General features: G+C 68.3%; 24 protein-coding genes and 1 tRNA gene. 12 read left to right on the top strand and 13 right to left on the bottom strand.

Annotated features, from left to right (window positions below):
• Positions 1 to 29 precede the first annotated feature (29 nt).
• Together J7E89_RS01750 and J7E89_RS01745 are read right to left on the bottom strand one after the other, a co-directional pair.
• Positions 30 to 1,091 (bottom strand): hypothetical protein, encoded by a 1,062-nt coding sequence (locus J7E89_RS01750; protein ID WP_214967351.1) that lies wholly within the window; start codon positions 1,089 to 1,091, stop codon positions 30 to 32.
• 88 nt (positions 1,092 to 1,179) lie between these two features.
• Positions 1,180 to 1,262, bottom strand: a tRNA-Leu gene (locus tag J7E89_RS01745).
• Between the two features lie 414 nt (positions 1,263 to 1,676).
• On the opposite strand from J7E89_RS01745, the gene J7E89_RS01740 reads away from it, so the two are divergent.
• From J7E89_RS01740 to J7E89_RS01710, 7 genes are all read left to right on the top strand, one after another.
• Positions 1,677 to 2,552, top strand: coding sequence for a DUF3662 and FHA domain-containing protein (locus tag J7E89_RS01740; RefSeq protein WP_214967349.1), 876 nt, complete (start codon positions 1,677 to 1,679; stop codon positions 2,550 to 2,552).
• A 10-nt stretch (positions 2,553 to 2,562) separates the two neighbouring features.
• Positions 2,563 to 3,072, top strand: coding sequence for an FHA domain-containing protein (locus tag J7E89_RS01735; RefSeq protein WP_028810660.1), 510 nt, complete (start codon positions 2,563 to 2,565; stop codon positions 3,070 to 3,072).
• Between the two features lie 128 nt (positions 3,073 to 3,200).
• On the top strand, positions 3,201 to 4,718 hold the full coding sequence (locus J7E89_RS01730; RefSeq protein ID WP_214967559.1) for a Stp1/IreP family PP2C-type Ser/Thr phosphatase: 1,518 nt from the start codon (positions 3,201 to 3,203) through the stop codon (positions 4,716 to 4,718).
• A gap of 22 nt (positions 4,719 to 4,740) precedes the next feature.
• A complete protein-coding gene (locus J7E89_RS01725; protein ID WP_214967347.1) occupies positions 4,741 to 6,156 on the top strand; it encodes an FtsW/RodA/SpoVE family cell cycle protein in 1,416 nt (471 codons plus the stop codon).
• Complete coding sequence (locus J7E89_RS01720; protein WP_214967345.1) at positions 6,153 to 7,613, top strand: penicillin-binding protein 2; 1,461 nt, start codon at positions 6,153 to 6,155, stop codon at positions 7,611 to 7,613. Before J7E89_RS01725 ends, J7E89_RS01720 begins: the two co-directional genes overlap by 4 nt.
• Before the next feature lie 168 nt (positions 7,614 to 7,781).
• Positions 7,782 to 9,815 carry a Stk1 family PASTA domain-containing Ser/Thr kinase gene (pknB, locus tag J7E89_RS01715; RefSeq protein ID WP_214967343.1) on the top strand — a complete coding sequence of 678 codons (2,034 nt, stop codon included), beginning with the start codon at positions 7,782 to 7,784 and terminating at the stop codon, positions 9,813 to 9,815.
• Positions 9,816 to 10,014: 199 nt separating this feature from the next.
• Entirely contained in the window at positions 10,015 to 11,043 is a 1,029-nt protein-coding gene (locus tag J7E89_RS01710) for a restriction endonuclease (protein WP_214967341.1), read from the top strand.
• A 76-nt stretch (positions 11,044 to 11,119) separates the two neighbouring features.
• Here the strand turns inward: J7E89_RS01710 and J7E89_RS01705 are convergent, their stop codons facing one another.
• The 6 genes from J7E89_RS01705 to J7E89_RS01680 are packed head-to-tail and all read right to left on the bottom strand — an operon-like array spanning position 11,120 to position 15,630.
• On the bottom strand, positions 11,120 to 11,863 hold the full coding sequence (locus tag J7E89_RS01705; protein ID WP_214967339.1) for a class E sortase: 744 nt from the start codon (positions 11,861 to 11,863) through the stop codon (positions 11,120 to 11,122).
• A 52-nt stretch (positions 11,864 to 11,915) separates the two neighbouring features.
• Positions 11,916 to 13,286: a class E sortase gene (locus J7E89_RS01700; protein ID WP_214967337.1), complete on the bottom strand. Its 1,371-nt coding sequence runs from the start codon at positions 13,284 to 13,286 to the stop codon at positions 11,916 to 11,918.
• Positions 13,283 to 13,921, bottom strand: a complete 639-nt coding sequence (locus tag J7E89_RS01695) for an aminodeoxychorismate/anthranilate synthase component II (protein WP_214967334.1) — start codon at positions 13,919 to 13,921, stop codon at positions 13,283 to 13,285. Before J7E89_RS01695 ends, J7E89_RS01700 begins: the two co-directional genes overlap by 4 nt.
• Positions 13,918 to 14,088: a hypothetical protein gene (locus J7E89_RS01690; RefSeq protein ID WP_214967332.1), complete on the bottom strand. Its 171-nt coding sequence runs from the start codon at positions 14,086 to 14,088 to the stop codon at positions 13,918 to 13,920. The genes J7E89_RS01695 and J7E89_RS01690 overlap by 4 nt, the downstream gene beginning before the upstream one ends.
• Before the next feature lie 58 nt (positions 14,089 to 14,146).
• Positions 14,147 to 14,842 carry a class E sortase gene (locus tag J7E89_RS01685; RefSeq protein ID WP_214967330.1) on the bottom strand — a complete coding sequence of 232 codons (696 nt, stop codon included), beginning with the start codon at positions 14,840 to 14,842 and terminating at the stop codon, positions 14,147 to 14,149.
• A 20-nt stretch (positions 14,843 to 14,862) separates the two neighbouring features.
• Positions 14,863 to 15,630 (bottom strand): DUF881 domain-containing protein, encoded by a 768-nt coding sequence (locus J7E89_RS01680; protein ID WP_214967328.1) that lies wholly within the window; start codon positions 15,628 to 15,630, stop codon positions 14,863 to 14,865.
• Positions 15,631 to 15,772: 142 nt separating this feature from the next.
• On the opposite strand from J7E89_RS01680, the gene crgA reads away from it, so the two are divergent.
• On the top strand, positions 15,773 to 16,033 hold the full coding sequence (gene crgA, locus J7E89_RS01675; protein ID WP_214967326.1) for a cell division protein CrgA: 261 nt from the start codon (positions 15,773 to 15,775) through the stop codon (positions 16,031 to 16,033).
• A 300-nt stretch (positions 16,034 to 16,333) separates the two neighbouring features.
• On the opposite strand, the gene J7E89_RS01670 is transcribed toward crgA, so the two are convergent.
• Positions 16,334 to 17,182 carry a rhomboid family intramembrane serine protease gene (locus tag J7E89_RS01670; RefSeq protein ID WP_214967325.1) on the bottom strand — a complete coding sequence of 283 codons (849 nt, stop codon included), beginning with the start codon at positions 17,180 to 17,182 and terminating at the stop codon, positions 16,334 to 16,336.
• A gap of 126 nt (positions 17,183 to 17,308) precedes the next feature.
• Positions 17,309 to 17,836: a peptidylprolyl isomerase gene (locus J7E89_RS01665; RefSeq protein WP_214967322.1), complete on the bottom strand. Its 528-nt coding sequence runs from the start codon at positions 17,834 to 17,836 to the stop codon at positions 17,309 to 17,311.
• Positions 17,837 to 18,079: 243 nt separating this feature from the next.
• Here J7E89_RS01665 and J7E89_RS01660 point away from each other — a divergent pair, with 243 nt between their 5' ends.
• The 3 genes from J7E89_RS01660 to J7E89_RS01650 all read left to right on the top strand — a co-directional run bounded on the left by J7E89_RS01660 (position 18,080) and on the right by J7E89_RS01650 (position 21,380).
• Positions 18,080 to 18,790 (top strand): DUF5324 family protein, encoded by a 711-nt coding sequence (locus tag J7E89_RS01660; protein ID WP_214967320.1) that lies wholly within the window; start codon positions 18,080 to 18,082, stop codon positions 18,788 to 18,790.
• A gap of 163 nt (positions 18,791 to 18,953) precedes the next feature.
• Positions 18,954 to 20,693 (top strand): sensor histidine kinase, encoded by a 1,740-nt coding sequence (locus J7E89_RS01655; RefSeq protein ID WP_214967557.1) that lies wholly within the window; start codon positions 18,954 to 18,956, stop codon positions 20,691 to 20,693.
• Between the two features lie 27 nt (positions 20,694 to 20,720).
• Positions 20,721 to 21,380 carry a response regulator transcription factor gene (locus tag J7E89_RS01650; RefSeq protein WP_214967318.1) on the top strand — a complete coding sequence of 220 codons (660 nt, stop codon included), beginning with the start codon at positions 20,721 to 20,723 and terminating at the stop codon, positions 21,378 to 21,380.
• Between the two features lie 369 nt (positions 21,381 to 21,749).
• On the opposite strand, the gene J7E89_RS01645 is transcribed toward J7E89_RS01650, so the two are convergent.
• The gene (locus J7E89_RS01645) at positions 21,750 to 22,556 is read right to left on the bottom strand and encodes an NTP transferase domain-containing protein (RefSeq protein WP_214967316.1); all 807 of its coding nucleotides are present in this window, start codon (positions 22,554 to 22,556) and stop codon (positions 21,750 to 21,752) included.
• A gap of 77 nt (positions 22,557 to 22,633) precedes the next feature.
• On the opposite strand from J7E89_RS01645, the gene J7E89_RS01640 reads away from it, so the two are divergent.
• Complete coding sequence (locus tag J7E89_RS01640) at positions 22,634 to 23,062, top strand: NUDIX domain-containing protein (protein WP_251059954.1); 429 nt, start codon at positions 22,634 to 22,636, stop codon at positions 23,060 to 23,062.
• Here the strand turns inward: J7E89_RS01640 and J7E89_RS01635 are convergent.
• A complete protein-coding gene (locus J7E89_RS01635) occupies positions 23,057 to 24,880 on the bottom strand; it encodes a hypothetical protein (protein ID WP_214967314.1) in 1,824 nt (607 codons plus the stop codon). The two genes, J7E89_RS01640 and J7E89_RS01635, sit on opposite strands and share 6 nt — an antisense overlap.
• A gap of 103 nt (positions 24,881 to 24,983) precedes the next feature.
• Positions 24,984 to 25,421: a pyridoxamine 5'-phosphate oxidase family protein gene (locus J7E89_RS01630; protein ID WP_214967312.1), complete on the bottom strand. Its 438-nt coding sequence runs from the start codon at positions 25,419 to 25,421 to the stop codon at positions 24,984 to 24,986.
• Between the last annotated feature and the right edge of the window lie 474 nt (positions 25,422 to 25,895).

Below are 25,895 nucleotides of genomic sequence, written 5' to 3'. Positions count from 1 at the left end.
TGGACAACCAACCGAGGAGGACCGATGACCTACCGCATTGTGACGACCATCGCCGTCCCCACGGGCCCGTCCGTCCCGATCGTGCGTACGTCGGAATCCCGCCCAGAGTCCACCCGCGCCAACCGCGCCAGCCGCTCCAGCCCCGCCGCATCCGGCTGCAGCCGCCCCCGCTCGAAGACGACCAGGCTCACCAGCGTCCCCTCAGGCACTCGGAGCCGCATCTCCCGGTACTGCGCGTACGTCACCGCGTCGCACCCGGAGTACCAGCCGAACTCCGGCTCGTACCCCGTCACCACCAGACACGGCCGCCCCTGCGCCGCCGCCCCGATCTCCCGCGCGACCGGCACCGTCGACGAGGCCAGCCGCGTCGGCCCCGGCATGGCCCCGGCCACGACCTGCGCACGCACCAGCAGGAAGACAACGACCAGCACAAGCCCCGTCGCCCCGATGTCATTGAGGTACTCCGGCACCCGGCGCAAGAACCCCAGCCCGCTCAGCAGCACCAGCACGACCACCACCGCACGCCGCCGCGAAGTCCAGGCGGCCGCCACGAGGTACGTCACCGTCAGCGTCCCCAGCACCAGCACGAGCCCCACCGCACGCAGCGCCCCCACACCGCCGCCCACACTCCCACCAGCACCGCCACCCGCACCACCATCGCCGTACAGCCACAGAGCGAGCGCCCCCAGCGCCGGAAGCCCCACCGGCCGGTAGACGCCCCAGCCGGCGTCCGGCGTCCCGTCCGCCCAGGAGCGCGCCTTGTTCGCGTACACCGCTTCCTCATGACCGAGGTACGGCTCGAAATCCTGCAGCCCCGCCCACACCCCGGCGGCCAGCGCCAACACCCCCACGGCGTACGCCCAGGAAGGCACCCGCCGCAACGCTTCCACAGCCCGCCGCCAGGGCCGGGGTATTCGCTCCCCCCACAGCGGCCGCGATATCAGCCACGCGGGCGCCGCGACGAGCAGATACGGCCACGGCTGCCACCCCGGCAGCCATCCCCCGAACCCCGCCACCAGCAGCACCTGCTGCGCACCGGCGAGCACCGTGAACACCACGGCCACGACACCGGCGGCCTTCCTGCGGCTCACCCCGAGATCCCCCACCCCGAACAGAACCCAAAACAGAAACGGACCCCATCGCGTAAACGATGAGGCCCGGATCATGGGTCAAACTAAGTGCGCGAGGGGGGATTTGAACCCCCACGTCCCTAAGGACACTGGCACCTGAAGCCAGCGCGTCTGCCGTTCCGCCACTCGCGCATGAGTGGTGCCGTTCGAATCTCTCACTGGTTTGTGCGAGCGCCTGACGACATGCAGAAGATTAGCACGGTGGCCAGGGTGGATTCACACCCGTTGTTCGGGGGGACCCGAGGAAGGGAACCAGGTGGGGAACGACGCGGCATCGAGGTGGCAACGGGGCGGGGAGCGACGTGGGCAATGACGTGGGCAGGACGAAGGGAACGAGCAAGAGAACGATCAAGGGAACGCCGCCGCCCGTGACCCACTCCTCCAGAGTGCCCACCGAGTGCGGGACACTGTCAGCAGGCCACCTCTACGATCCCTGTGAGAGGTGACACTCATCCACTGTGCAGACAAGGGGAACCAGCCGATTTCCCGACGCGTGGATACGATCAGTAAGCAGTACCAGGACGACAACGACGGAGGAGGTGCCCCATGGGAGTCCTGAAGCGTTTCGAGCAGCGACTCGAAGGTCTGGTCAACGGCACCTTCGCCAAGGTCTTCAAGTCCGAGGTCCAGCCCGTCGAGATCGCCGGCGCCCTCCAACGCGAGTGCGACAACAACGCCACGATCTGGAACCGCGAGCGGACCGTCGTCCCCAACGACTTCATCGTCGAGCTCTCCACCCCGGACTACGAGCGCCTCAGCCCGTACTCCGGCCAGCTCGGCGACGAGCTCTCCGGCCTGGTCCGCGACTACGCCAAGCAGCAGCGCTACACCTTCATGGGCCCCATCAAGGTCCACCTGGAGAAGGCCGAAGACCTCGACACCGGTCTCTACCGCGTACGCAGCCGCACCCTCGCTTCGAGTACGTCGCAGGCCGCCCCGCCACAGAGCCCGGCCCCCGGCCGGCACACCCCCGCACCCGCCGCACCCCGCGGCGGCGGCTACGGCTACCCGCCGTCGGCCGCCCCCGGAGCGCCCCCCATGCCCGCGGTCCCGCCACCCGGCGCGAGGCCCGCAGGACCGGCAGCCGCGTCCGCAGACCGCAGACCGGCCGCCGCGGGCGCCGGCCCCATGCCCGGCGCACAGACGCGGCGCTGGATCGAGATCAATGGCACACGCCATCAGATGTCCCGCCCGACGCTGGTGCTGGGCCGCAGCACCGAAGCAGACGTGCGGATCGACGACCCCGGCGTATCGCGCCGGCACTGTGAGATCCGGACCGGAACGCCCCCGACGATCCAGGATCTCGGGTCTACCAACGGGATCGTGGTAGACGGACAGCACACCACCCGCGCTACGCTCCGCGACGGCTCGCGGATCGTCGTGGGCAGCACGACCATCGTTTATCGGCAAGCCGAAGGGTGAAGCGGGGGCAATGTCAGAGCTGACCCTGACGGTCATGCGGCTAGGTTTCCTGGCCGTTCTGTGGCTGTTTGTGATTGTGGCCGTCCAGGTCATCCGCAGCGATCTGTTCGGTACGCGGGTAACGCAGCGCGGCTCACGCCGCACCGCGTCCGCCGACGCCAGACCGCAGCAGGCCGGACGCCAGCAACAGGCTGCGGCACCGCCGCAGCAGCGCCAGCGCCGCGGCGCCCCCACAAAGCTGGTGGTGTCCGAAGGCACACTCACCGGCACGACGGTGGCCCTCCAGGGGCAGACCGTCACGCTGGGGCGGGCGCACGATTCGACGATCGTGCTGGACGACGACTACGCGTCCAGCCGTCATGCCAGGATCTACCCGGACCGTGACGGCCAGTGGATCGTCGAGGATCTCGGGTCCACCAACGGCACGTATCTCGACCGGACCCGACTCACCACCCCGACCCCCATTCCGCTGGGCGCGCCGATCCGCATCGGCAAGACCGTCATCGAGCTGCGGAAGTAGTGCCACGTCATGATTGAGCGCGAGCGGAGCGAGCGAGCCGCGGCGGTCCCGACAGCGGATCCCCGATGGCTCCCGACCGGAGGGTGGGCACCGTGCGGATGTACCCGGAGCCGACGGGCGAGGTGCGCATGAGTCTGTCACTGCGCTTCGCCGCCGGATCGCACAAAGGCATGATCCGGGAAGGCAACGAGGACTCCGGTTACGCCGGCCCACGCCTTCTCGCCATCGCCGACGGCATGGGGGGACAGGCCGCGGGCGAAGTGGCGAGCTCCGAGGTCATTTCGACCCTGGTCACGCTCGACGACGACGTACCCGGCTCGGACATCCTCACCTCGCTCGGCACTGCCGTGCAGCGTGCCAACGACCAGCTGCGCATGATGGTCGAGGAAGACCCCCAGCTGGAGGGCATGGGCACCACGCTCACCGCCCTCCTGTGGACCGGTCAACGCCTCGGTCTCGTGCACGTCGGCGACTCACGGGCGTACCTGCTCCGTGACGGCGTACTCACGCAGATCACGCAGGACCACACCTGGGTGCAGCGCCTCGTCGACGAGGGCCGCATCACCGAGGAAGAAGCCACCACCCACCCGCAGCGCTCCCTGCTGATGCGCGCGCTGGGCAGCGGCGACCACGTCGAACCCGACCTCTCCATCCGTGAGGTCCGGGCCGGCGACCGCTACCTGATCTGCTCCGACGGCCTGTCCGGCGTCGTCTCCCACCAGACGATGGAAGAGACGCTCGCCAGCTACCACGGCCCGCAGGAGACCGTGCAGGAGCTCATCCAGCTCGCCCTGCGCGGCGGCGGACCCGACAACATCACCTGCATCGTCGCGGACGTCCTCGACGTCGACGGCAACGACACCCTGGCCGGGCAGCTCAACGACACCCCGGTCGTCGTCGGCGCGGTCGCCGAGAACCAGCTCCAGGCCAACGACGGCGGCGCGATGCAGACCCCCGCGGGCCGCGCGGCCGGCCTCGGCCGGCCCGTTCCCCCGCAGTCTGCACCGGGAGGGGCTTTCGGTCCTCCCGGCAGCGGTGACAACGGCGGTTACGGAGCGGCCCCCGACGGCGCCTTCGGTGCGTACAGCGACGAGGACTTCGTCAAGCCGCGCGCCGGCCGCAGGTGGCTCAAAAGATCGCTCTACCTGGTGCTCGCCCTCGCCGTCGTGGGCGGCGGTCTGTACGGCGGCTACCGCTGGACCCAGACCCAGTACTACGTCGGCGCCAACGACGAGCACGTCGCGCTCTACCGGGGCATCAGCCAGGACCTCGCCTGGGTCTCCCTCTCGGAAATCGAGAAGGACCACCCCGAGATCGAACTCAAGTACCTCCCGCCCTACCAGCGCAAGCAGGTCGAGGCGACCATCACCGAGGGCAGCCTCGCCGACGCACGCGAGAAGGTCGCCGAACTCGGCACCCAAGCCTCCGCGTGCAAGAAGGACGAGGAGCGCCGCAAGGCAGAGCGCGAAAACCGCGAGAAAGCAGCGAGTACGGGCGAGGGCGAGGCGGGCGGCACGACCGGCTCCGGCGCCACGACCCAGACCGCCAAGACCCAGAAACTGCCGACGGCTACAGCTTCACCCACTCCTGGCCCCAGCCTCTCCGAGGAAGAGCAGAAGCTCGTCTCGCAGTGCGGTAAGCCGTAAAGCCGTAGGGGGCCTTACCACCATGAGCGTTGTCACCAACACGACCACCATCGGCGCGATCGAAGCGCCGAGCCGGCGCAACACCGAGCTCGCCATGCTCGCGTTCGCCGTCATCATCCCGGTCTTCGCGTACGCCAACGTCGGCCTCGCCAAGGACGGCAGCCTGCCCGCGGGCATGCTCGGCTACGGCATCGGGCTCAGCCTCCTCGCGGGCGTCGCGCACCTGATGGTGCGCAAATTCGCGCCGTACGCCGACCCGCTGATGCTGCCACTGGCCACCCTCCTCAACGGGCTCGGGCTGGTCCTGATCTGGCGGCTCGACCTGGAGCCGTCCATCACCACGCCGGCGCTGGGCGGCGCGATGGCGCCCAAGCAGATGATGTGGTCGGCGGTCGGCGTCGCGCTGTTCCTGTGCGTCCTGCTGTTCCTCAAGGACCACCGCGTACTCCAGCGCTACACGTACATCTCGATGGTCGTGGCCCTCGTGCTGCTGATCCTGCCGATGTTCTTCCCCGGCGTGAACGGCGCGAAGATCTGGATCACCATCCCCGGCCTCGGATCACTCCAGCCAGGCGAATTCGCGAAAATCATCATCGCGATCTTCTTCGCCGGCTACCTCATGGTGAAACGCGACGCACTCGCCCTCGCCAGCCGCCGCTTCATGGGCATGTACCTGCCCCGCGGCCGCGACCTCGGACCGATCCTCGCCATCTGGGCCCTCAGCCTGATGATCCTGATCTTCGAAACCGACCTGGGCACCTCGCTGCTCTTCTTCGGCCTCTTCGTGATCATGCTGTACGTCGCCACCGAACGCACCAGCTGGGTCGTCTTCGGCCTCACCCTCAGCGCCGCCGGCGCCGTCGGCGTCGCCTCCTTCGCCAGCCACGTACAGACCCGCGTCGACAACTGGCTCAACCCCCTCGCGACGGTCTGCAACGCCGCCGGCGAGTGCGGCCTCGTCACCGAGACCGCCCAGTCCGTATACGCCTTCGGCTCCGGCGGCCTCTTCGGCTCCGGACTCGGCCAGGGCTACTCCAAGCTCATCGGCGGCATCGCCCCCAAGAGCGACTACATCCTCGCCACCGTCGGCGAGGAAATGGGCCTCACCGGCCTCATGGCGATCATCCTGCTGTACGGCCTGCTCATCGAGCGCGGCGTACGCACCGCCCTCGCCGCCCGCGACCCCTTCGGCAAGCTCCTCGCCATCGGCCTCTCCGGCGCCTTCGCCCTCCAGGTCTTCGTCGTCGCCGGCGGCGTCACCGGCGTCATCCCGCTGACCGGCATGACCATGCCGTTCCTCGCACAGGGCGGTTCCTCCGTCATCGCGAACTGGGCGCTCATCGCCATCCTGCTGCGCATCAGTGACACCGCACGCAGGCCCGCACCCGCCCCCGCACCTACCTCCGACGCCGAGATGACCCAGGTGGTCCGCCCGTGAACAAGCCCCTGCGCCGGGTCGCGATCTTCTGCGGCCTGCTCGTCCTCGCCCTGCTCGTACGCGTCAACTGGATCCAGTACGTCAAGGCCGACGAGCTCACCAAGGACACCAAGAACCGCCGCGTCCTGATCGACCGCTACGCCCACAAGCGCGGCGACATCGTCGTGGACGGCAAGGCGATCACCGGGTCCGTCGAGGCCAAGAACGGCGACCTCAAGTACAAGCGGACCTACAAGGACGGCGCCATGTGGGCCCCCGTCACCGGCTTCGCCTCCCAGGTCTACGGCGCCACCCAGCTCGAGAGCATCGAGGACGACGTCCTCACCGGCACCGACGACCGGCTGTTCTTCGACCGGACGCTCTCCATGTTCACCGGCGACAAGAGGCAGGGCGGCAACGTCCTCACCACCCTCAACGGTGACGCCCAGCGCGCCGCGTACAACGGCCTCAAGGGCAAGAAGGGCGCCGTCGCCGCTCTCGACCCGCGCACCGGCAAGATCCTCGCGCTGGCCAGCGCGCCGTCGTACGACCCGTCGACCATCGCCGGCATGGGCGACGGCAAGGCGTGGGAGAAGATCGACAAGAAGCTCAACCCCGACGACCCCTCGCTCAACCGCGCGCTGCGCCAGACCTACCCGCCGGGCTCCACGTTCAAGGCGGTCACGGCCGCAGCGGCCCTGGAACACGGCCTGTACGACAACATCGACGAGAAGACCAAGTCGCCGCTGCCGTGGAGGCTGCCGCTGTCCACCAAGAACCTGGTGAACGACGGCAACCACCCCTGCGAGAACGCCACTCTGCGCGTCGCCCTCCAGTGGTCCTGCAACACCGTCTTCGGCAAGATCGGCGCCGACCTCGGCAACGAAAAGATGCTGGAGACCGCGGAGAAGTTCGGCTTCAACGAGGAACAGTTCGTCCCGGTGCGCGCCAACGCGAGCGTGTTCTCCAAGGACATGGACAAGGCCGGGACCGCACTGTCCTCCATCGGCCAGTTCAACACCGCCGCCACCCCCCTGCAGATGGCCATGGTGACCGCCGCCATCGCCAATGACGGCCGGCTGATGAAGCCGTACATGATCGACCGGCTCACCGACCCCAACCTGGACCTCCTGGAGAAGACGAGCCCCGAGGAGATGAGCCAGCCGCTCTCTCCCGAGAACGCTCAGAAGCTCCAGGAAATGATGGAGACGGTCGTCAAGGAGGGCACCGGCACCAGGGCCCAGATCCAGGGCGCCACCGTCGGCGGCAAGACCGGCACCGCTCAGCACGGCGTCGACAACAGTGAGAAGCCGTACGCCTGGTTCATCTCGTACGCCAAGACCGACAAGGGCTCACCCGTCGCGGTCGCCGTCGTCGTCGAGGACGACAACGCGAACCGTGAGGACATCTCCGGCGGCGGCCTCGCGGCTCCCATCGCGAAGGACGTGATGCAGGCTGTGCTCGACAGGGAGAAGTGACGCCGGTCACCCGAAGGCCGCGTACGCCCACGTCGCGATACCGGTCGGGTATCAGCTGACAGTCACGGGAGGATCGGATACGGCCCGCCCGGTACCGTATGCGCGGACAGCACACCGCCGGACCACACACAGGTGCGGTCGGGACAGACGGAGAGGGCTGGATTAGCTATGGAAGAGCCGCGTCGCCTCGGCGGCCGGTACGAGCTGGGCTCGGTGCTCGGCCGTGGTGGCATGGCCGAGGTCTACATCGCGCACGACACCCGGCTCGGCCGCACCGTCGCCGTGAAGACGCTGCGGGTGGATCTCGCCCGCGACCCGTCCTTCCAGGCCCGGTTCCGCCGCGAGGCCCAGTCCGCGGCCTCGCTGAACCACCCGGCGATCGTCGCGGTCTACGACACCGGCGAGGACTACGTCGACAACGTCTCCATCCCGTACATCGTGATGGAGTACGTCGACGGGTCGACCCTGCGTGAGCTTCTGCACTCGGGCCGCAAGCTGCTGCCCGAGCGCACCCTGGAAATGACCGTAGGCATCCTCCAGGCGCTCGAGTACTCGCACCGCGCCCAGATCGTCCACCGCGACATCAAGCCGGCGAACGTCATGCTGACGCGCACCGGCCAGGTCAAGGTCATGGACTTCGGCATCGCCCGCGCCATGGGCGACTCCGGCATGACCATGACGCAGACCGCCGCGGTCATCGGCACCGCCCAGTACCTCTCCCCGGAGCAGGCCAAGGGCGAGCAGGTCGACGCCCGCTCCGACCTCTACTCCACCGGCTGCCTGCTCTACGAGCTGCTGACCGTACGGCCGCCCTTCATCGGGGACTCCCCGGTCGCGGTCGCCTACCAGCACGTACGGGAAGAACCGCAGCCCCCGTCGAACTTCGACCCCGAGATCACGCCCGAAATGGACGCCATTGTCCTGAAGGCGCTGACCAAGGACCCCGACTACCGCTACCAGTCCGCCGACGAGATGCGCGCCGACATCGAGGCCTGCCTCGACGGCCAGCCCGTCGCGGCCACCTCCGCGCTCGGCGCGGTCGGCTACGGCGGCTACGGCGGCCACGGCGACGACCAGCCCACCACGGCAATGCGCCCGGCCGACGCGGGCGGCGCCCCGACGTCGATGCTCCCGCCGGTCAACCCGGACAACGGCGGCTACGGCTACGACGACCGCCCGGACCGCCGCAGGCAGCAGAAGAAGAGCAACACCTCGACGATCTTGCTCGTCCTCGCGGGCATCCTCGTCCTCGTCGGCGCGATCCTGATCGGCAAGTCACTCTTCGGCGGCGAAAGCGACAAGGGCACCCGCACAGTGCCGCTCCTGGTCGGCGAGACACTCGCCAAGGCGAAGGGTCTCGGCACAAACGCCGACCTCACGGTCCAGGTCGGAGAGCGCAAGGAGTGCGAGGGGCAGCCGAAGGGCAAGATCTGCAGCCAGTCCCCGGACAGCGGCCAGGAGGTCAAGGTGGGCGACACCATCACCGTCGTGGTCTCCACGGGCGCTCCGAAGATCGAAGTCCCCGACGTCATGGACCAGACAAGGGACCGGGCCACCAAGAACCTCGAAGACAAGGGCTTCGACGTCGACACCAAGCAGGTCGAGTCGGAGAAGGAACCCGGCACGGTCGTCGACCAGGACCCGGAGGGCGGCACAAAGGCGGAGAAGGGCGAGACGGTCACCATCTCCATCGCCAAATCCACCAAGGCCGATGTCCCGCCGGTCGTCGGCCAGACCTTCGAAGCGGCCCAGAAGCAGCTCACGGACCTCGGCTTCCAGGTCACCCGCGTCGACGAGGAATCGGCCCAGCCCCCGAACACGGTCATCAAGCAGGACCCCGTGGGCAACAGCCAGACCGACAAGGGCGGCACCATCACCCTGACCGTCGCGAAGGCCGCCGCCCAGGAACAGGTCGCGGTGCCGCCCGTGACCGGCCAGAAGGTCAAGGACGCCCGCAAGGCGATCGAGGACGCCGGCCTGACCGTCGGCACGATCACCGAGCCGCAGGACGACGAGGCCATCGTCGTCCTCGCCCAGCCCGCTGTCGGCCAGCAGGCCCCCAAGGGCACCGCGGTCAACCTGACCACCGTGGCCGGCGGCGGCGGTGACGGCGGAGGCGACAACGGGGGCAACAACGGCGGCAACGACGCCGGCGGCCTCTTCGGCGGCGGCTTCGGCCGCAACGGCGGGGACGGCGACTAGCCCCCGGGTGCAGCACGCGGAAGGGCCGTGGACTTCGAAAGAAGTCCACGGCCCTTCTTGCTTGCCCCGGGCGCGCAGCGCAGCACCGTACATAGCTGCGAAAACCGTGTGTGTCTTCATATATACAGACTCGTTGAGCAGGTCACCACTGAGTTGCTGCAAGCAACTCAGTCAGGACAGCGAGAAAAGGGGCAGGAACATGCTCAACGAAACCGTTCTTCTGGAGTCGAAGGCACTGCGCGCAACCGTGGCCAGCCGGACCGAAGCTCTCGACAAAGTCAAAGCACTCTCCCTACTGCCGGACGGCATGCACGTCACCACAGCGATGGTCGCTGCCTACTTCGCGGTAACGGTGAAAACACTCGAGTCTGTGGTGGAGGACCACCGAGAGGAACTGGGCGACAGCGGCTACCACGTTCTGACCGGCTCACGACTGACCCTCTTTAAGGGGGCCTGTGGGATCCAGTCACGATCCAAAGCTCTCGCGCCGTTCCCCCGCCGGGCTGTTCTCAATGTCGCCATGCTCCTCCGCGACAGCGAAACCGCACGTCAGGTGCGTACGTACCTCCTCGACGCCGAATACATCGCCCGCACGCAGCCTGTGGATAACTTTGTCCCCACAGCCCCCGAGCCCCTCGACGACCGCATCGACCGACGCATCACCCACATCCTCGGCAAGTCCGTCGTCCCCATGTTCAACGCCCTCATCGAATGCTCGGGCGAGCAGCGCAAAGAGCTCATCTCCCTCCGCGACGACGTGCAGCGCATCGAGCGGAAGCTCGTCCAGCACGACGTACGGCTGGTAAGGCTGGAGCGGGTCCAGGGGCAGCGCGGCCTCGCCGGGGTGATGGCCTCCATCGACGGCATGAACTGGCGGGAGTTCGAGGAGCACGTGGCCCAGCTGCTCCGCCGCGACGGCTGCACCGACGTCGAGATCCACGGCGGAAGCGGCGACCGCGGGGCGGACATCAGCGGTCGTACGGCCGACGGGCGCCGGTTCGTCGTGCAGTGCAAGCACTGGGCTCCGTACCGCTCCGTGTGGAGCGGAGAGATGCAGAAGTTCGTCGGCACCAAGACCCTGCACCAGGCGGACGTGGCCGTGTACGCCGCGACCTGCCCGTTCTCACCCGAGTCCCTCGCCATCGCCGCCCAGGCCGGCGTCACCGCCGTACACAGGGGGCTGCTGGAGACCTGGAGCGCGGGCGCGACCCTGGAAGTTCTGCGCTAGCAGCCAGAGCAGTCAGCAAAAAGGGCCCGAAGTCGCAAATCGTAGTTGCGGCTTCGGGCCCAGCTCATGTGTCACGCTAGCGCAGCTCCGCCGGGGGCGTGCGGTCTCTGTCGACCTTTTCCGTACGCTCCAGCTCGCCCCACACGATGTACCGGTACTTCGACGTGTAGACCGGCGTGCACGTCGTCAGCGTGATGTAGCGGCCGGGCTTCTTCTTGCCCGACTCCTTCGGGACCGGCTTCAGTACGTCCACGTTGTACTTCGAGGTCTCGGGGAGCTTCGCGTACACCTTGTAGACGTACCAGGTGTCCTTCGTCTCGAAGACGACCGCGTCCCCGTCCTTCAGCTTGTCGATGTTGTGGAACTTCGCACCGTGCCCGTCCCGGTGCGCCGCCAGTGAGAAGTTGCCCTCCTTGGCCGACGGCAGCGCCGACTTGACCGGGTCCGTGTAGTAACCGGCGACACCGCGGTTGAGGCCCTTGGCGTCGGTGCCCTTCCTGACCAGGACCTCGCCGTTCTTCATCGCGGGTACGTGCAGGAAGCCGATGCCGTCCTTCGTGTCGAGGGCACCGGGGCCACCCGCCCACCGGTCACGCACCTCGTTGCCCTGCTTGTCCGCGTCGCGGTCGGCCAGCACGTTCGTCCACCACAGCGAGTAGACGACGAAGAGGCCGAGGATCAGGCCCGCCGTGATCAGCAGCTCTCCGAAGACGCTGACCGCGCCCGCGATACGTCCGCGCCTGCGCCGCCCCACCGCCGGTGCCGACGCGGGCACGGGCGTGCCGCTCTGCTCGTCCTGCTCGGTCGTCCTGGCTGCCACCGCACCCGTCCCCGTCCTGAGTCTCTGTACATCGCGTCCGGCCGGCTCGGTCTCAGCCGACGAGCGCGTCGGGTTGCCCCTTACTGCGCGGCCGTTCGTCGACCATCTTGCCCCACACGATCATTCGGTACGTACTCGTGAACTCCGGCGTGCAGGTCGTCAGCGTGATGTACCTGCCGGGCCTGGTGAACCCGGAGCCCGGCGGCACCGGCGCGATCACGCCCACGTTCGACGGCGGGGTCTGCGGCAGGATGCTCGCCATCTCGTAGGTGTAGTACGTGTCCTGCGTTTCGACGACGATCGGGTCGCCCGGTTTGAGCTGGTTGATGTACCGGAACGGTTCGCCGTGGGTGTTGCGGTGCCCCGCGACCGCGAAGTTGCCCTGCTTGTCCGACGGCATCGCCGTCTTGAGCTTGCCCTCCGCGTAGTGGCCCACCATGCCGTTGTCGAGGACCCGCGCCTTGTTGATGCCCTCGGCGATCGGGACGACGACGTCCAGCTTGGGGATGTGCATGATGGCGAACCCCTGCCCGGGCTCGAACGCCCCGGGCTTGCGCCCCTTGTCCCAGCCGTCCTGGATCTTCTCCGTCTCGTTGCCCGCGAACCAACCGGAACGGACATTGGTCCACCACAGCTGGTACGTGACGAACAGCAGCATCAGCACGCCGAGCGTGATGAACATTTCCCCGAAGAAACGGCTGGCGACGACGGCCGGGCTGTCCTTGGCGGCGCGGGCGGCGCGCCTGGCCTCAAGGCGGGTGCGCGGCGCCTCGGCGGCGCTTCTCTCGGGCTCAGTGACCTTGCCGCGGGTTCCCTGCCCCTTGGCCTTGGCGGCTCTGCGGCGCTCCGCGCGGCCACCGGTGACCGGAACGGGCCGCGTGACCGGTCCCGGCTCGGCATCGGCATCGGCCATGCGCCGCGTGTCGTCCGTCCGCAGGGCCACGGTCTCGTCGTCGAACACCGGCTCGGGGGCCGCTACGGGCCGCTGGCCGCCGTACAAGCCCTCGGGGTGCCCTGGGGAGTCGCACTGACCCTGAGGCTGCTGGAGGGGCTGCTGGGGCTCTTGGACGGCCTGTACGGGCTCTTGTACGGGCTCGGAGTACGGGGCGTACTGCTGGTGGAGGTACTGCGGCTGCCCGTACGCCGGATCCGGCTGCCGCGCGGCCTGCGGCACAGTCCCCGACCGGAACCACGGCGAAGTGGCTCCCGAGTCAGGGCCGGGGCCGGGGCCCGGGGCAGTGCCAGTGCCAGGACCAGGGACCGGGTCCGCGGCCGATGCCGGCCGCTCCTGCCCCGGCAGCGGATCGTTCAGCGGATCCGCGAGCTGCTCCACCGCCGCCTCGAACGCGCCTGCCGCCCCGTACGCACCCTGCCCGTACGGGGCTTCCCGGCCGGCGTCGTGTTCGGGGCGGAGCGCCGTCACGCGGCGGCCTTGCCCACCACCGGCGCGAGCCCGGCCGATCGCTCCACCGCTCCCGGATCGCCGCACCGCGCCAGCCAGTTGGCCAGCATCAGATGCCCGTGTTCGGTCAGCACCGACTCGGGGTGGAACTGCACACCCTCGACCGGCAGATCCCGGTGACGCAGCCCCATGATGATCCCGTCGGCCGTCCGCGCCGTGACCTCCAGCTCGGCGGGCAACGCCTCCGGCTCGGCGGCCAGCGAGTGGTAGCGCGTCGCCGTGAAGGGCGACGGCAGCCCGGCGAAAACGCCGACGCCCGTGTGCGTCACGGGGGACGTCTTGCCGTGCAGCAACTCGGGGGCCCGGCCCACCACACCGCCGTACGCCACCGCCATCGACTGCATACCCAGGCAGACACCGAAGACCGGCACACCCGTCGCGGCGCAGTGCCGCACCATGTCGACGCACACGCCCGCCTGTTCGGGGGCGCCCGGGCCCGGCGAGAGCAGTACGCCGTCGAAGCCGTCCTGCGCGTGGCTCAGCTCCACCTCGTCGTTGCGCAGCACCTCGCACTCGGCCCCGAGCTGGTAGAGGTACTGGACCAGGTTGAAGACGAAGCTGTCGTAGTTGTCGACGACCAGGATCCGCGCGCTCACTGGCCCTCCTCCCCGGCGACCGTCACATCGTTGAACGGAAGCAGCGGCTCCGCCCACGGGAAGACGTACTGGAACAGTGCGTAGACGACCGCCAGGATCAGTACGAGCGAGATCATCGCCCGCACCCATACGTTGCCCGGCAGATGCCGCCAGATCCAGCCGTACATGCTGTCCCTTCCGTTCGGTCGAAACCCAGAGTAAAGGGCGACGGCGAGCGCTCGTGGGTCAGCCGCTCAAAGCGCGCGGCTTGCCGTCCTCCACGGGCTGCGTCGCGTCGAGGTGCGCCCACACGATCAGCCGGTGGCTGCTGCCCCACTCCGGCTCGCACGTGGTGAGCGTCAGATAGCGCCCGGGACCGTCGAAACCAGCCTTCCGGGGAACGTCGTCGATCACACCGACGTCGCTCGGTACCGTCCGGTGCGGCCTGCTGTCGATGCGGTACGTGAACCAGGTCGCCCCGTCCGTCAGCACCACCGCGTCACCGGGCCGCAGCTTCGGAAAATCCCTGAAGGGATCACCGTACGTACGGCGGTGACCGGCGACGGAGAAGTTTCCCGTCTCGCCGAGCCGCGCGGTCCCCTCGTAGTGCCCGAGGCCCTTCCGCAGGGTCTTTGTCCGCGTGCCCTCAAGGACCGGCCAGTCCCAGTCCTTGCCGAGGCGCGGCACGTACATCACGGCGAAGGGGCGGCCCGGCTCGTACGCCTCGTGGGCGGGCGGGGCAGGCTCGGCGGCCGGAGTCGAGGTGGGGCCCGGAAGCGGGCTCTGCGCCCACGTGTCCTGGAGCGTTTCGATCTGCCCGTCGCTCGCGCCGGCGGCCTTGATCCCGGTCCAGAACATCACGTACACGACGAAGAGCACGATCAAAGTGCCGACGGTGATGCACAGTTCGCTGAAGGTCCGCACGATCAGTCGCACCGGCATCGGTACGCCTCCCCCAGGGGCTACTTCACAGGCTTCGCGTAGTGGAGATCCACTGTGCCCGAGTAGCCGGGAAGAGTCATCGCCTCGTGTTCGTCGACTTTCCATCCGAGGCCGTACGCCTTCACGTACAGCTGGTAGTTCTGGAGCGCCGTGGAGGCCGTCAGCGCGCGCTGCAGCTCCTCCTGATCACCGATCGCCGTCACTTTGTACGGCGGCGAGTAGACGCGGCCCTGGAGGATCAGGGTGTTGCCGACGCAGCGCACCGCGCTGGTGGAGATCAGGCGCTGGTCCATGACCCTGATGCCCTTGGCGCCGCCCTGCCAGAGGGCGTTGACGACCGCCTGGAGGTCCTGCTGGTGGATGACCAGGTCGTTGGGCTGCGGCTCGGGGTAGCCGGGGTTGGCCGTGGCGTTCGGCGGGGCGTCGTCGAGGGTGACGGTGAGACCGGGGCCGGCGAGCTTCTTGGTGCCGGCGGCCGCCTCCAGCGCCTTCAGCTTCGCGTCCTCGGCCTGCGTACTGCTGTCGCCGCGCCGCGCGAGCGCGTCGACGTCTTCGCGTACGGACGCCGTCGACTCGTCCAGTTCCTTGTTCTTGTGGCTGCGCTGATCAATAAGGTCGGAGAGCTTCAACAGCGAGGCATCCGTACGGATATTGGTGCCCTTGGCAGTATTGAAGCTGGTGACGAAGATGAGCCCGGCCAGCGCGAAAACTCCCGCCGTCAGCAATCTGACCGGCCGCAGGGCGGGGCGCCGGGCAGGTTCCGTGGGAGAGTCGGCAGAATTGCTCAACGTACCCTTATCTCCTTCGACGCCTCGGAAGCACTACGCTAACGGACGCCCGGGGGAGGGCAGTGTTCCCCTTCGCTCCCGCACCGGGCACCAGCCACAGTTCCCTGCGCGGTAACGCAGCGCATCGACAGGAGAGTCCCTCGTGCCGAAGTCACGTATCCGCAAGAAGTCAGACTTCACGCCGCCGCCGGCGCCTTCGAAGCAGGCGACGAGCATCAAGCTGACGAACCGCAGCTGGGTGGCTCCGGTGATGTTGGCGCTCTTCCTCATCGGGCTCGCCTGGATCGTCGTCTTCTACGTGACCGAGGGCGATCTGCCGATCCAGAGCTTCGACAACTGGAACATCGTCGTCGGCTTCGGCTTCATCGCAGCGGGCTTCGGCGTCTCCACCCAGTGGAAGTAGGCAGAGCAGGGGCCAAGTAGGCCCTGTCCCGCCTGGGCGGCGCAAGCCTTGACCAGAGGTTATCCACAGCGTTGTCCACACGGTGGGGAAAGGTCAGACGATCTGTGGATAACTCACAGGGTGTTGACGCCGGTGTGACTGCCTGAGCCTTCCGAGACGTACGGCGTGCCCCTTGTCCTACTTGGGAAAAACCCAGACCAGGGAGAAGGGGCACAGCCGTTCCCATCTCTCCCGTCTGAATGCACAAGGTTCGCCGCCCGCTGTGGACAACTGGAAACGCGCAACCGACGACACGGGCGCTCAGGTGAGCATTGCGGTTCTCGCCACGACAAGGCCGGCGGTTACGAGCAGCACCAGCCCGCAGGTGCCGTACTGCACCAGCGTCCGGTGCTCGCGCGGGGCGTGCACCATGGCGGCCGCGACGACGGTGCCGGCGACGAGACCGCCGACGTGCGCCTGCCAGGCGATGATGCCGGTGAAGGTGAACGTAATGATCAGGTTCAGCGCGAGGACGATCAGGACGGGCTTCATGTCGTAGTTCATGCGGCGCACCAGGACGGCGGTCGCGCCGAGAAGCCCGAAGACGGCGCCGGAGGCGCCGAGCGAGGCCTGTGAGGGATCGGCGATGAGGTACGTGAGCGCGCTGCCGGCCAGGCCGGAGATCAGGTAGAGCGCGAGGAAGCGGGCCCGGCCGAGCGCCGCCTCCAGTGGGCCTCCGAGCCACCACAGGCTCAGCATGTTGAACGTGATGTGCCAGACCTCCTGGTGCAGGAACATCGAGGTGAAGAGCCGGTAGTACTCTCCGATCGCGACGCCTTCGACGGGCACGTACGGGTTGGGCCGCCACGCGCCGACCAGCGCGAGATCAAGGACGAGCCCTTCGCGGGCCTGCACGGCGATGAACAGCGCCACGTTGATGACCAGCAGGATCTTGGTGACCAGCCGGGGGTCGGCGGCGATCGTGCCCCCCGCGAGCGTGCGCGGCTGGTTCGGGGCCGGGGCGCGGCCCGTACCGGAGCCTTCGCGGACACATTCGGGGCACTGGAAGCCCACCGACGCGCTGATCATGCACTCGGGGCAGATCGGGCGCTCGCAGCGCGTGCAGCGGATGGCCGTCTCACGGCCCGGGTGCCGGTAGCAGTGATCCATCGGTCCTTCCCCAGTGTCCCTAGGTGTGCCTCTTGGCGGTACAGCTGTGCTGCTCAGTGCAACGCCCCGCCTATCCAGTACGGATGGACGGGGCGGTTTGGTTCCCGGCGGACGGCCGGGGCCTCTTCAGCGGCTCTCGACGACGACCGACTCGATGACCACGTCGGTGACCGGACGGGCGGTGCGCGGATTGGTCTGCGTACCCGCGATGGCGTCCACGACCTTCTGGCTCGCGGGGTCGGTGACCTCGCCGAAGATGGTGTGCTTGCCCGTCAGCCACATCGTCGGCGACACGGTGATGAAGAACTGCGAGCCGTTCGTGGCCGGGCCGGCGTTCGCCATCGCCAGCAGGTAGGGCCGGTCGAAGGCGAGGTCGGGGTGGAACTCGTCCTTGAACTCGTAGCCGGGGCCGCCGGTGCCGTTCCCCAGCGGGTCGCCGCCCTGGATCATGAAGTCGCGGATCACACGGTGGAAGACAGTGCCGTCGTACAGCCGGTCCGTGGTCTTGTGCCCCGTTTCCGGGTTCGTCCACTCCCGAGCACCCTGTGCCAGTTCGACGAAGTTCTTGACCGTCTTCGGCGCGTGGTTCGGCAGAAGCCGGATCTGAATGTCGCCCCGGCTGGTCTTCAGGGTGGCGTAAAGCTGCTCGGCCACGTGCTGCCTTCCTTGAGTGTTCACTGACGTGTCCCGATCCTCGCACGGAGGGTTTGGGACGAGTAGCCGCCGAACCGGCACGCGGGGCGGCGAACCGTGGCACTGTCGTGCGCAGAGTTTGCCCCGAGTCGCCGCCCATGACCCGGATGCCCGCTCGCACGTGCCGTGATGGCCTTCGGCGGGCATGATTTCGAAATGGGTGGACAGGCGATAAACCGAACCGCCACCAAGGAGGAGGATCCAGTGACCCGCATCGACAGCGTGCGCGCCGCATCCGAATCGGCGAAGGAAAGCGTGCTGCACGCCGCGGAAGTGGTGGCGCCCTACGCCGGTACGGCCAAGGAACAGGCCACGCAATATGCGCACGACGCCCGCGTACGGCTCGCGCCGAAGGTGTCGCAGGCCAAGCGCCAGGCTCGTGTCCAGTACGGGGCGCATGTGGCGCCGCGCATAGAGCAAGCCCGTTCGCACGTACCGCCGAAGGTGGACGTGGCCGCACACCGGGCTGCTGTACGCACCCGGCACGCGGCCCGGCAGGCGGCCGACTACACCGTTCCGCGCGTAGAGCACGCGATGGCGGCCGCTCAGCCCGTGCGCGAGGCGGCAGCCGCGCGCAGTGCGGCCGCCGTGGCCGCCCTGCGCGGACAGATCACGGCGAAGGACATCCGCAAGCTCGCCAGGAAGCACGAGCGGCGGGCCAAGGCCGGCCGGCTGGCCAAGGGCGTCGCGCTCGTCGGCGTGCTGGCGGGCGGCGCCTTCGCGGCGTGGAAGTGGTGGGACAAGCAGGCCAACCCGGACTGGCTGGTCGAGCCCCCTGCCGCCACCGAGGTCTCCGACCGTGCGCCGCTGACCTCGGTCGACGGCAGCGGTCAGGCGGTGCTCGACCCGGACGTCCAGGCGAAGCAGGCCGAGGCCGAAGCCGAGGCGGCGGAGCGCGACCGGAAGAACGACTGACAGTCCGACGACGATTGCTGACAGGTACCCACGGGTGCCTGGAGACCTCCGGGTCTCCAGGCACCCGTTTTCTTGTCGCCGCCTGTTCTCTTTCGTAGCGGCCCGGAGCGACGAAAGTGGGCCGTACCCGCCGCAGGGATCTGCTTAGAGTGCGGCCGTGGACATGCCATCGAAGATCAGGGCCGGACGGCAGTGGCTGGCGGGCCCCGATCCCTGGTCCGGGCGCCGGATCGCGGGCGAGGCCGTACTCGCCGCGGTCCTGGCGCTGCTGGCGGCCGGGGCCCAGCAGCTGATGGGCAGCACCGGACTGGTGCAGTTCGCCACCGCGCTCGCCGTCGCCGTGCTGTCGCTGCTGCGCCGCCGGCTGCCCGCGAGTGTGCTGGTGATCTCGGGCGGCGCGGCGGGCGTGCTGGCCGGCTTCGGGCCGCTGCTGATGGTGTCGGGGTGGTCGGCGGGGCGCCGGATCCCCGGGGCCGGGCGGGCGCTGGCGGCGTTCACCACGTCGTACGCCCTGTCCGTCAGCATCGGGGTCGCCGCCGAGTGGCCGCGGTACTCCCCGCTGGCACTGATCCTGTTCAGCACCCTCTACTTCCTGGCGACCACCGTCGTACCGGGACTTGCCAGCCGCTACTGGACCCAGCGCCGCACCCTGCTGCACGCCCTGCAGACCCACAACGCCCAACTGCTGCGCGAGCGCGCCATGGTGGCAGGCCAGGCGCGGCTGCGCGAACGGCAGCGGATCGCCCAGGACATGCACGACAGCCTGGGCCACCAGCTGGCGCTGATCTCCGTTCACACGGGCGCCCTGGAGGTCGACCCGGCGCTGACCGACCGTCAGCGCGAGGGCGTTGGCGTACTGCGGAACGCTTCGGTGGCCGCGATGCACGAACTGCGCGAGGTCGTCGGCATCCTGCGGGACGGGGTGGAGCGGGACGACGCGGCCACCGCCACCGTTGCTCCGCCCGGTGAGGATCCACACCCGGCGGCGCGCGGCGCCGCGGGCATCGAGGGCCTGGTGGAGGCGGCGCGGGCGGCCGGCAACGCGGTGGAGCTGCGGTGTACGGGCGGGCGGCGGCCACTGGCCGCGGCCGCCGATCACGCGGCGTACAGGATCGTGCAGGAGGCGCTGACCAACGCGTACAAGCACGCGCCGGGCGCCGCGATCACCGTCGAGCTGCGGTACGAACCGGACTCGCTGATCGTCGAGATCGCGAACGGCCCCGCCCCGGCGGACCCCGGTGACGTCGTCAGCGGCGGGCAGGGCCTGACCGGCCTGCGCGAGCGGGCCCGGCTGGTGGGCGGCATGGTCCACGCCGGGCGTACGGACGGCGGTGGGTTCCGGGTCGCGGGCGTCCTGCCGTACGGCGCCGACGGCCTCCCGCCGGCCACCGGCGCAGCGCCTTCCGCAGCGCCTTTGGTCGATGTGGAGGACGACTTCCGGCAGCAGTCTCCCTGGGTCCCGGTCGGCGACGGTGGTCCGGTCGTGGACTGGACCGTTGTGCAGAGGGAGCTGGCGATGAGCGGTGGGCGCGGGGGCAGGGCAAGCGGGGTCGTACTGGGCTGCGGGATCGCGGTGGTGGCAGCGGTGCTGCTGGTGATCGTGGGCGGCTTCGGGCTGTTTTTCCTCGTGGGATCGATGGACAAAGGCATGATCGAGCCGAGCGTGTACGAGGCGGTGAAGGTCGGCACAGCGGAGAGCGAGGTCCGCGACCGCCTGCCGGACGGTGATTCCTTCATGACGTCCGGCCTTGAGGACAGCGGGCCCGCGCAGCCGGAGGGGTCCGACTGCCTGGTCCTCGCCTCCTCGGAGTACGGCGACAGCCTGACGCAGGAGCCGGTGTTCCGCTTCTGCTTCAGGGACGGCAAGCTCATCGAGAAGAAGTCGTACGACGTCGAGCAGTAGATGCGCGGCAACTGTGGGGGGACAAGCATGACGGTTGCGCACGTCAGGGTCGTGATCGCCGATGACGAGCCCCTCATCCGGGCGGGCATCCGGATGATCCTCACCTCGGACCGGGCCATCGAGGTCGTGGCGGAGGCGGCGAACGGCCGCGAGGCCGTCGAGCTGGCGCGCGTCCACGCGCCGGACGTGGTGCTGCTCGACCTTCAGATGCCGGTGATGGACGGGCTCACCGCCCTCGCGGAACTGGGCAGGGCGGTGCCCGGGGCGCGCGTGATCGTACTGACGACGTTCGGCGAACGGGAGAGCGTCCTGCGCGCCCTGGAGAGCGGCGGCGCGGGCTTCCTGCTGAAGGACTCCGCACCGGCCGAGCTGATCCGTGCGGTACGGGCCGCCGCGGCCGGGGACGCCTACCTGTCGCCGGGGGCGACCCGGCACGTCGTGGAACAGCTCGCCTCGGGGCGGGCGCCGGCCCGCGCCGAGCGGGCGCGGCAGCTGGTCACGGCGCTGAGCGCGCGGGAGCGGGACGTCCTCGCGCTGCTCGGCGAGGGCCTGTCGAACGCGGACGCGGGCAAGCGGCTCCACATGAGCGAGGCCACGGTCAAGACGTACGTGAGCCGGATCCTCGCGAAGCTGGGCTGCGAGAACCGCGTACAGGCGGCGCTGCTCGCCCGCGACGCCGCGCTGTGAACCAAAAAATGTCCCTCTGACCTGCGGAAACAGGTCAGAGGGACATGTGCGTTGTGGAGCCTAGGAGATTCGAACCCAAAATCGTTATCGCTCTGACCTGCGGAAACGCCGGAGAACCGGGACATTAGGCCCTGTTTCCATCCTCCTGCATCCTGCTCTATCTGCCTCGATCCGGCTCCCGTGTTGACGCGTCAACACGGGACCGACACACGTTGCTGAAGGAAATCTCCGACCTCGATCAAACCCCTTCCCGCCTTGCCAGACTGCCGATACGCGTTCCGACCCACACCCCTTGCGCCAGCAAAGCGGTGACGGTGGCCCACGAGCGGCCTCGTTGGCGTCAGCACCGGTCCCTGCCCACCTCTGTGGTCAGTTGCCCGGCACCAGTTCTCTCGTCGGACTCGGTACGCCGAGATCCGTCAAGGGCTTCGTATTGGTTACCACATCAACGCGATGCGATCTCGCGTACGAGGCCAAGGCCAACGAAAGCTTCGGCTCGCTGCTCGTGCTCTGAGCGACTACCGCCAGGTAGCGCAGCAGCCTCGGCGTCACTCTCATCCGGCCTTGAAGGAGTCGGAGGTTGGCGATGCCGCACTCCGCCTCCAGGCGGATCGTCTCGTCTCGGTCGGGTTTCTCGACCAGCCCCACCATCCTCTGCACCGGCCCCTCGCCAGTACAGACGATCACTCCGTGGCTGCTTGCCGCGCTGGCGTCGAACGGTGCCGCCAGAACCGCCGGAATGGCCGACGGAGTCGCTGTGACGAGGGCGGACAGCGCTGTATGGGTCGGGTCGACGTTGTCAGCAAAGACCACGTAGAACTCCCCCGTGCGCATGTGTTCGGAACCGTTCAACACGGACGTGACATCGGCGTATCGGCCGTGTTGGGCGATGAAGTCGACTTGCAGATGGTCGGCGGCTCGGGGCTGCACCGGAAGCTGGTTCGTGAGGCTCTGATAGCGGGCCAAAGCCCCTGGAGCAAGGACCTGGCGGGTCCAGTCGATCAGCGGCGTGTAGTACGGGTGGTGGACTACTACGGCGCGATCGCTCCCGATGGCGGCGGCCTCGTCCACGATGTGCGCGAGGCCCGGCCGGCCGCAGACAGGCCGGAGCTCCTTGGGCAGGTACGGTGACCAACTGCCTACGCGGGTGCCCAATCCACCAGCGGCGATCACCACAGGTGGCACGACGGAGGTTGACGGCCGATTCATCGGTGTCCCCTTCGGGCCGGTCCGCCGAGCGATAGCGTCGGCAGATGCATACACGTGTGACGGGCATCGCCATTGAGGACGACAAGATCTTGGTGCTCAACCAGGACACCGACGGCCCCAGGACTTGGTCCCTGCCCGGCGGCAAGGTCGAGGACGGCGAGGCTCTGGAAGAGGCGCTGATCAGAGAGATGCGGGAGGAAACCGGCGCCGAGGTTGAAGTGGGCCGGTTGCTGTATCTGTGCGACAACACGAGTGCTCACGTCGTTCACATCACCTTCGAGGCCCGCATCGTGGGCGGGGAGATCGGAGCAGTCAAGGAGGGTGCGGACACGCGGCCGATCCGAGGCGTCGAGTTCGTGGCGCTGGACGACCTGCCCGACCGAGGCTTCAGTGACGTGTTCGTGAAGCTCTGCCGGGACGGGTTCCCGGGCGCGGGTTCGTACATGGGGCCGAAGTCCGCGATCGGCCTATAGGCCCAGCGAACTGATCAGCAGCCGGTCGAGTCCGCCTGGCGTGGTCCGGGCGGACTCGTTGACGGCGTCGACCCACTGATTGAGCAGGTGCGCCAGCTCCCAAGCTCCGAGCCGGGCGGCATCGGTGGTTTGGGGGTCGCGCACCAAGCGAACCCCAACGCCTCGTGAGGAGCCCAGCAGGTAGCGCGAGCGGACGGCTGACACCGCATCTTCGGTGCTCGGAGTGTTCCAGGCCGCGCCGAACAAGTACCGCTGCAAGGGCTGGGCTTCAGGCAGCGCAGGGCCATCGCCACACCAGATCTGAACGTTGCCGATCAGGTGGTGAATCTCCCGGTCGCCAAGGCCGGGTTCCATCACAGGACAGCTGTCGCCCACGGCATAGCCGCTGTTGTACGCCCGCGCGCCCTTCGTGGCGTCCAAGGCTTCGGCCCGGCTGGGCAACCGCGCTCCGAACCATGCTGCCGCGACGGCCGCCCCGATCCAGGTGACCCAGTACGCAGGATGGGACTCGTATCCGCGGCTGACCCGCCAGCGCCGATCGACCGGGTCGTAGTGGAGGCGTCCACCACGTTCGTGGGGCATCGGGCAGACCAGGAGATTGGTGCCGAGCCGGGAGTTCACCGCACCGCCCGCGTGCAGCATGGTCAGCAGCTCGGCCATTTCCGCGTTGGTGACCAGCAGATTGCGCCACTGGGCTCGCCCTACCGGCCTGTAAGCCGGCTTGGCCGTCCGCTGGGGAGCAAGTTGGGTGCGGACGCGGTGGCTGGGCCGGAGCACGGGTTCGTGCACCTCGTACTGATCGTCACCAGCTAGCCACTGGGTGACGATCTCGGTCACTTCGGGGTCGAGCTGTTGGCGGGCCTGGGCGACGGTCTTCTCTACCGCAGTGCTGACGAGGTCCACCACACCGGGGACCAACTCGGCGACTAAGGTCTCCTTGCGTCCGATGGTGGCGAAGGTGGTGTCCGTCGCAGCTGTGGCGTCAGCAGCGTTAGGCGACTCACCGGCCGGTTCCGGCATTTCGATACCGAGGAACTGGGTGAGACCCGCTTCTGTGCGTACAGGATCGCTGACGTGCTGTTCGTACGGGATGACCAGGCGAGGGCGGCGGGACGGCTCGGCTCCGTCGAAGAGGGCGCGGGCGAGCAGCAGGGAGTTCACGACGATCAGCCGCCCCAAAGCGGTGGCCGGATCGGGGTCGTCCTGCGGAAGGAGCGGGGCGAAGACCGTACGCCACCTCGGGGCGCGGGCCGTCGCGGCAACCTGGGCGTAGCGGTCGCCGTAGCGCCATCGGTCCCAGAGCCGACCTCGGGCGAATGAGGAAGCGATTCCGATGGGTGCCCGGGTGAGGATGACGGCCGGCGAATCAGGCAGCATCCCCAAGACGGTGTCCGTGGCGAAGAAGAGGTTCGTCTCCTTGACCAAGTGCCGTGGTTCCCCGTGCAGGTCGCTGAGCGCGCCGAGGAGATGGTGCCAGCCCAAGCCAGTGAGTCCGGTTCCCTGAAGGCTTGGCGGTACGCGGTTTCCAGGCGACAGCGGGTGTTCGCGGCCGAGCTGTTGGCGAAAAGGCTCGTTGTGCTGCGGCATCGCCCCGCGCAACGAGTCGGACAGCCAGTTCGATCCGACCCTCTCGAAGATGCCGAGGGCCAGCGCTGGCGGCGAAGCTGGCCCTCCGTCCTGCTCCTTCAGGTGGGCGGCCAGGCGCGCGACGATGCTGTGGATAGTGCCGTCGGGCAGAGCCGCGCTCAACGCGGGGTGTGGCTTCGCGGGCGGTAAGGGTGCCGCGCCGGGTTCCGTCTGTTCGTGACTTGTTGTCATGACCCGCAAACGTAGAGCCACTTCGGGCGGCCACCCCTGAGGAAAACTCAGGGCTGAGTAACGCTCAGGGTCTGCATATGCCTATGTCGTGGGTCGCTTAACGCTACGCAGCGGCTTGGCCTGTCTGAGGTCGGGCGCCCAAGGTCTGACCCAGTGCCCGTTCGACCGAGATCAGGATGACCACCCGCTCGGGGTCCGGGGCCGGCGTACGGCCGTATCGCTTTCCGTAACGGGCAACCGCGTCTTCGACCACAGTCTCGTCGGTGCACACCTCCGCGACCCCTTCGAGCGTGGCCCACCGGCCGCCGTCGACCTGGCACACGGCTACGCGGGCTTCGCCCCCGCTCGCGAGAATGTTGGCCACTTTACGACTCGATTTGCGGGTGATAACTCGGGCCACGCCAGCGGTGGCATCCACCGTCACACCGACCGGCACAACATGCGGTCGCCCATTGGGCCGCAGCGTGGTCAATGTGCACAGGTGGTACTCGTTCCAGAACTCCAGGTAGCTGTCCGACTGGGCGGATATCGCGTTCGACATGGCTGAAAGCGTAAACGCCGCAGTTGCCCGAACTGCCCCAGAGTGACCGCCACCACACCCCTTCCGATCAGCCATTTTGTCCACTTCGCGGGCGTTTGCGAGAGTGCTGGCCCTACCTAAAGTCTCAGGTTGATAACGGAGTCACCCATCGACTCGCGAAAATTGATCCGTTCACGCCAGACCGTAAAGCCGCAGTTCAAAGCCCCGTACGCGTTTCAACAAGGTTGATTTAGGACGCTTTGACTGGCCGAAGTTACCTGCCGCCTACACGAATCGATCATGCTTTTTAGGCCATGTCTTGTCTGAAGCGTCACGTACTGTCCAAAGAGGTTCCCGGGAGCTCCACGGGGCAGCCCCGCTCGGGTGTCAGGGTGCGTTCGCGGACGTGACATCCGAGCAGATGGCGAGCCCTGGATGTCTAACATCCCTCCCCCTGCGAGGGGGTTTAGTGGGGCGCGGGTGCAGCCGACTGCG

It is taken from the genome of Streptomyces sp. ISL-100 (assembly GCF_018614615.1).
Lineage (GTDB): Bacteria > Actinomycetota > Actinomycetes > Streptomycetales > Streptomycetaceae > Streptomyces.
The sequence above is the reverse complement of the archived record's forward strand: the minus strand, read 5'-3'. Positions and strand labels throughout refer to the sequence as shown.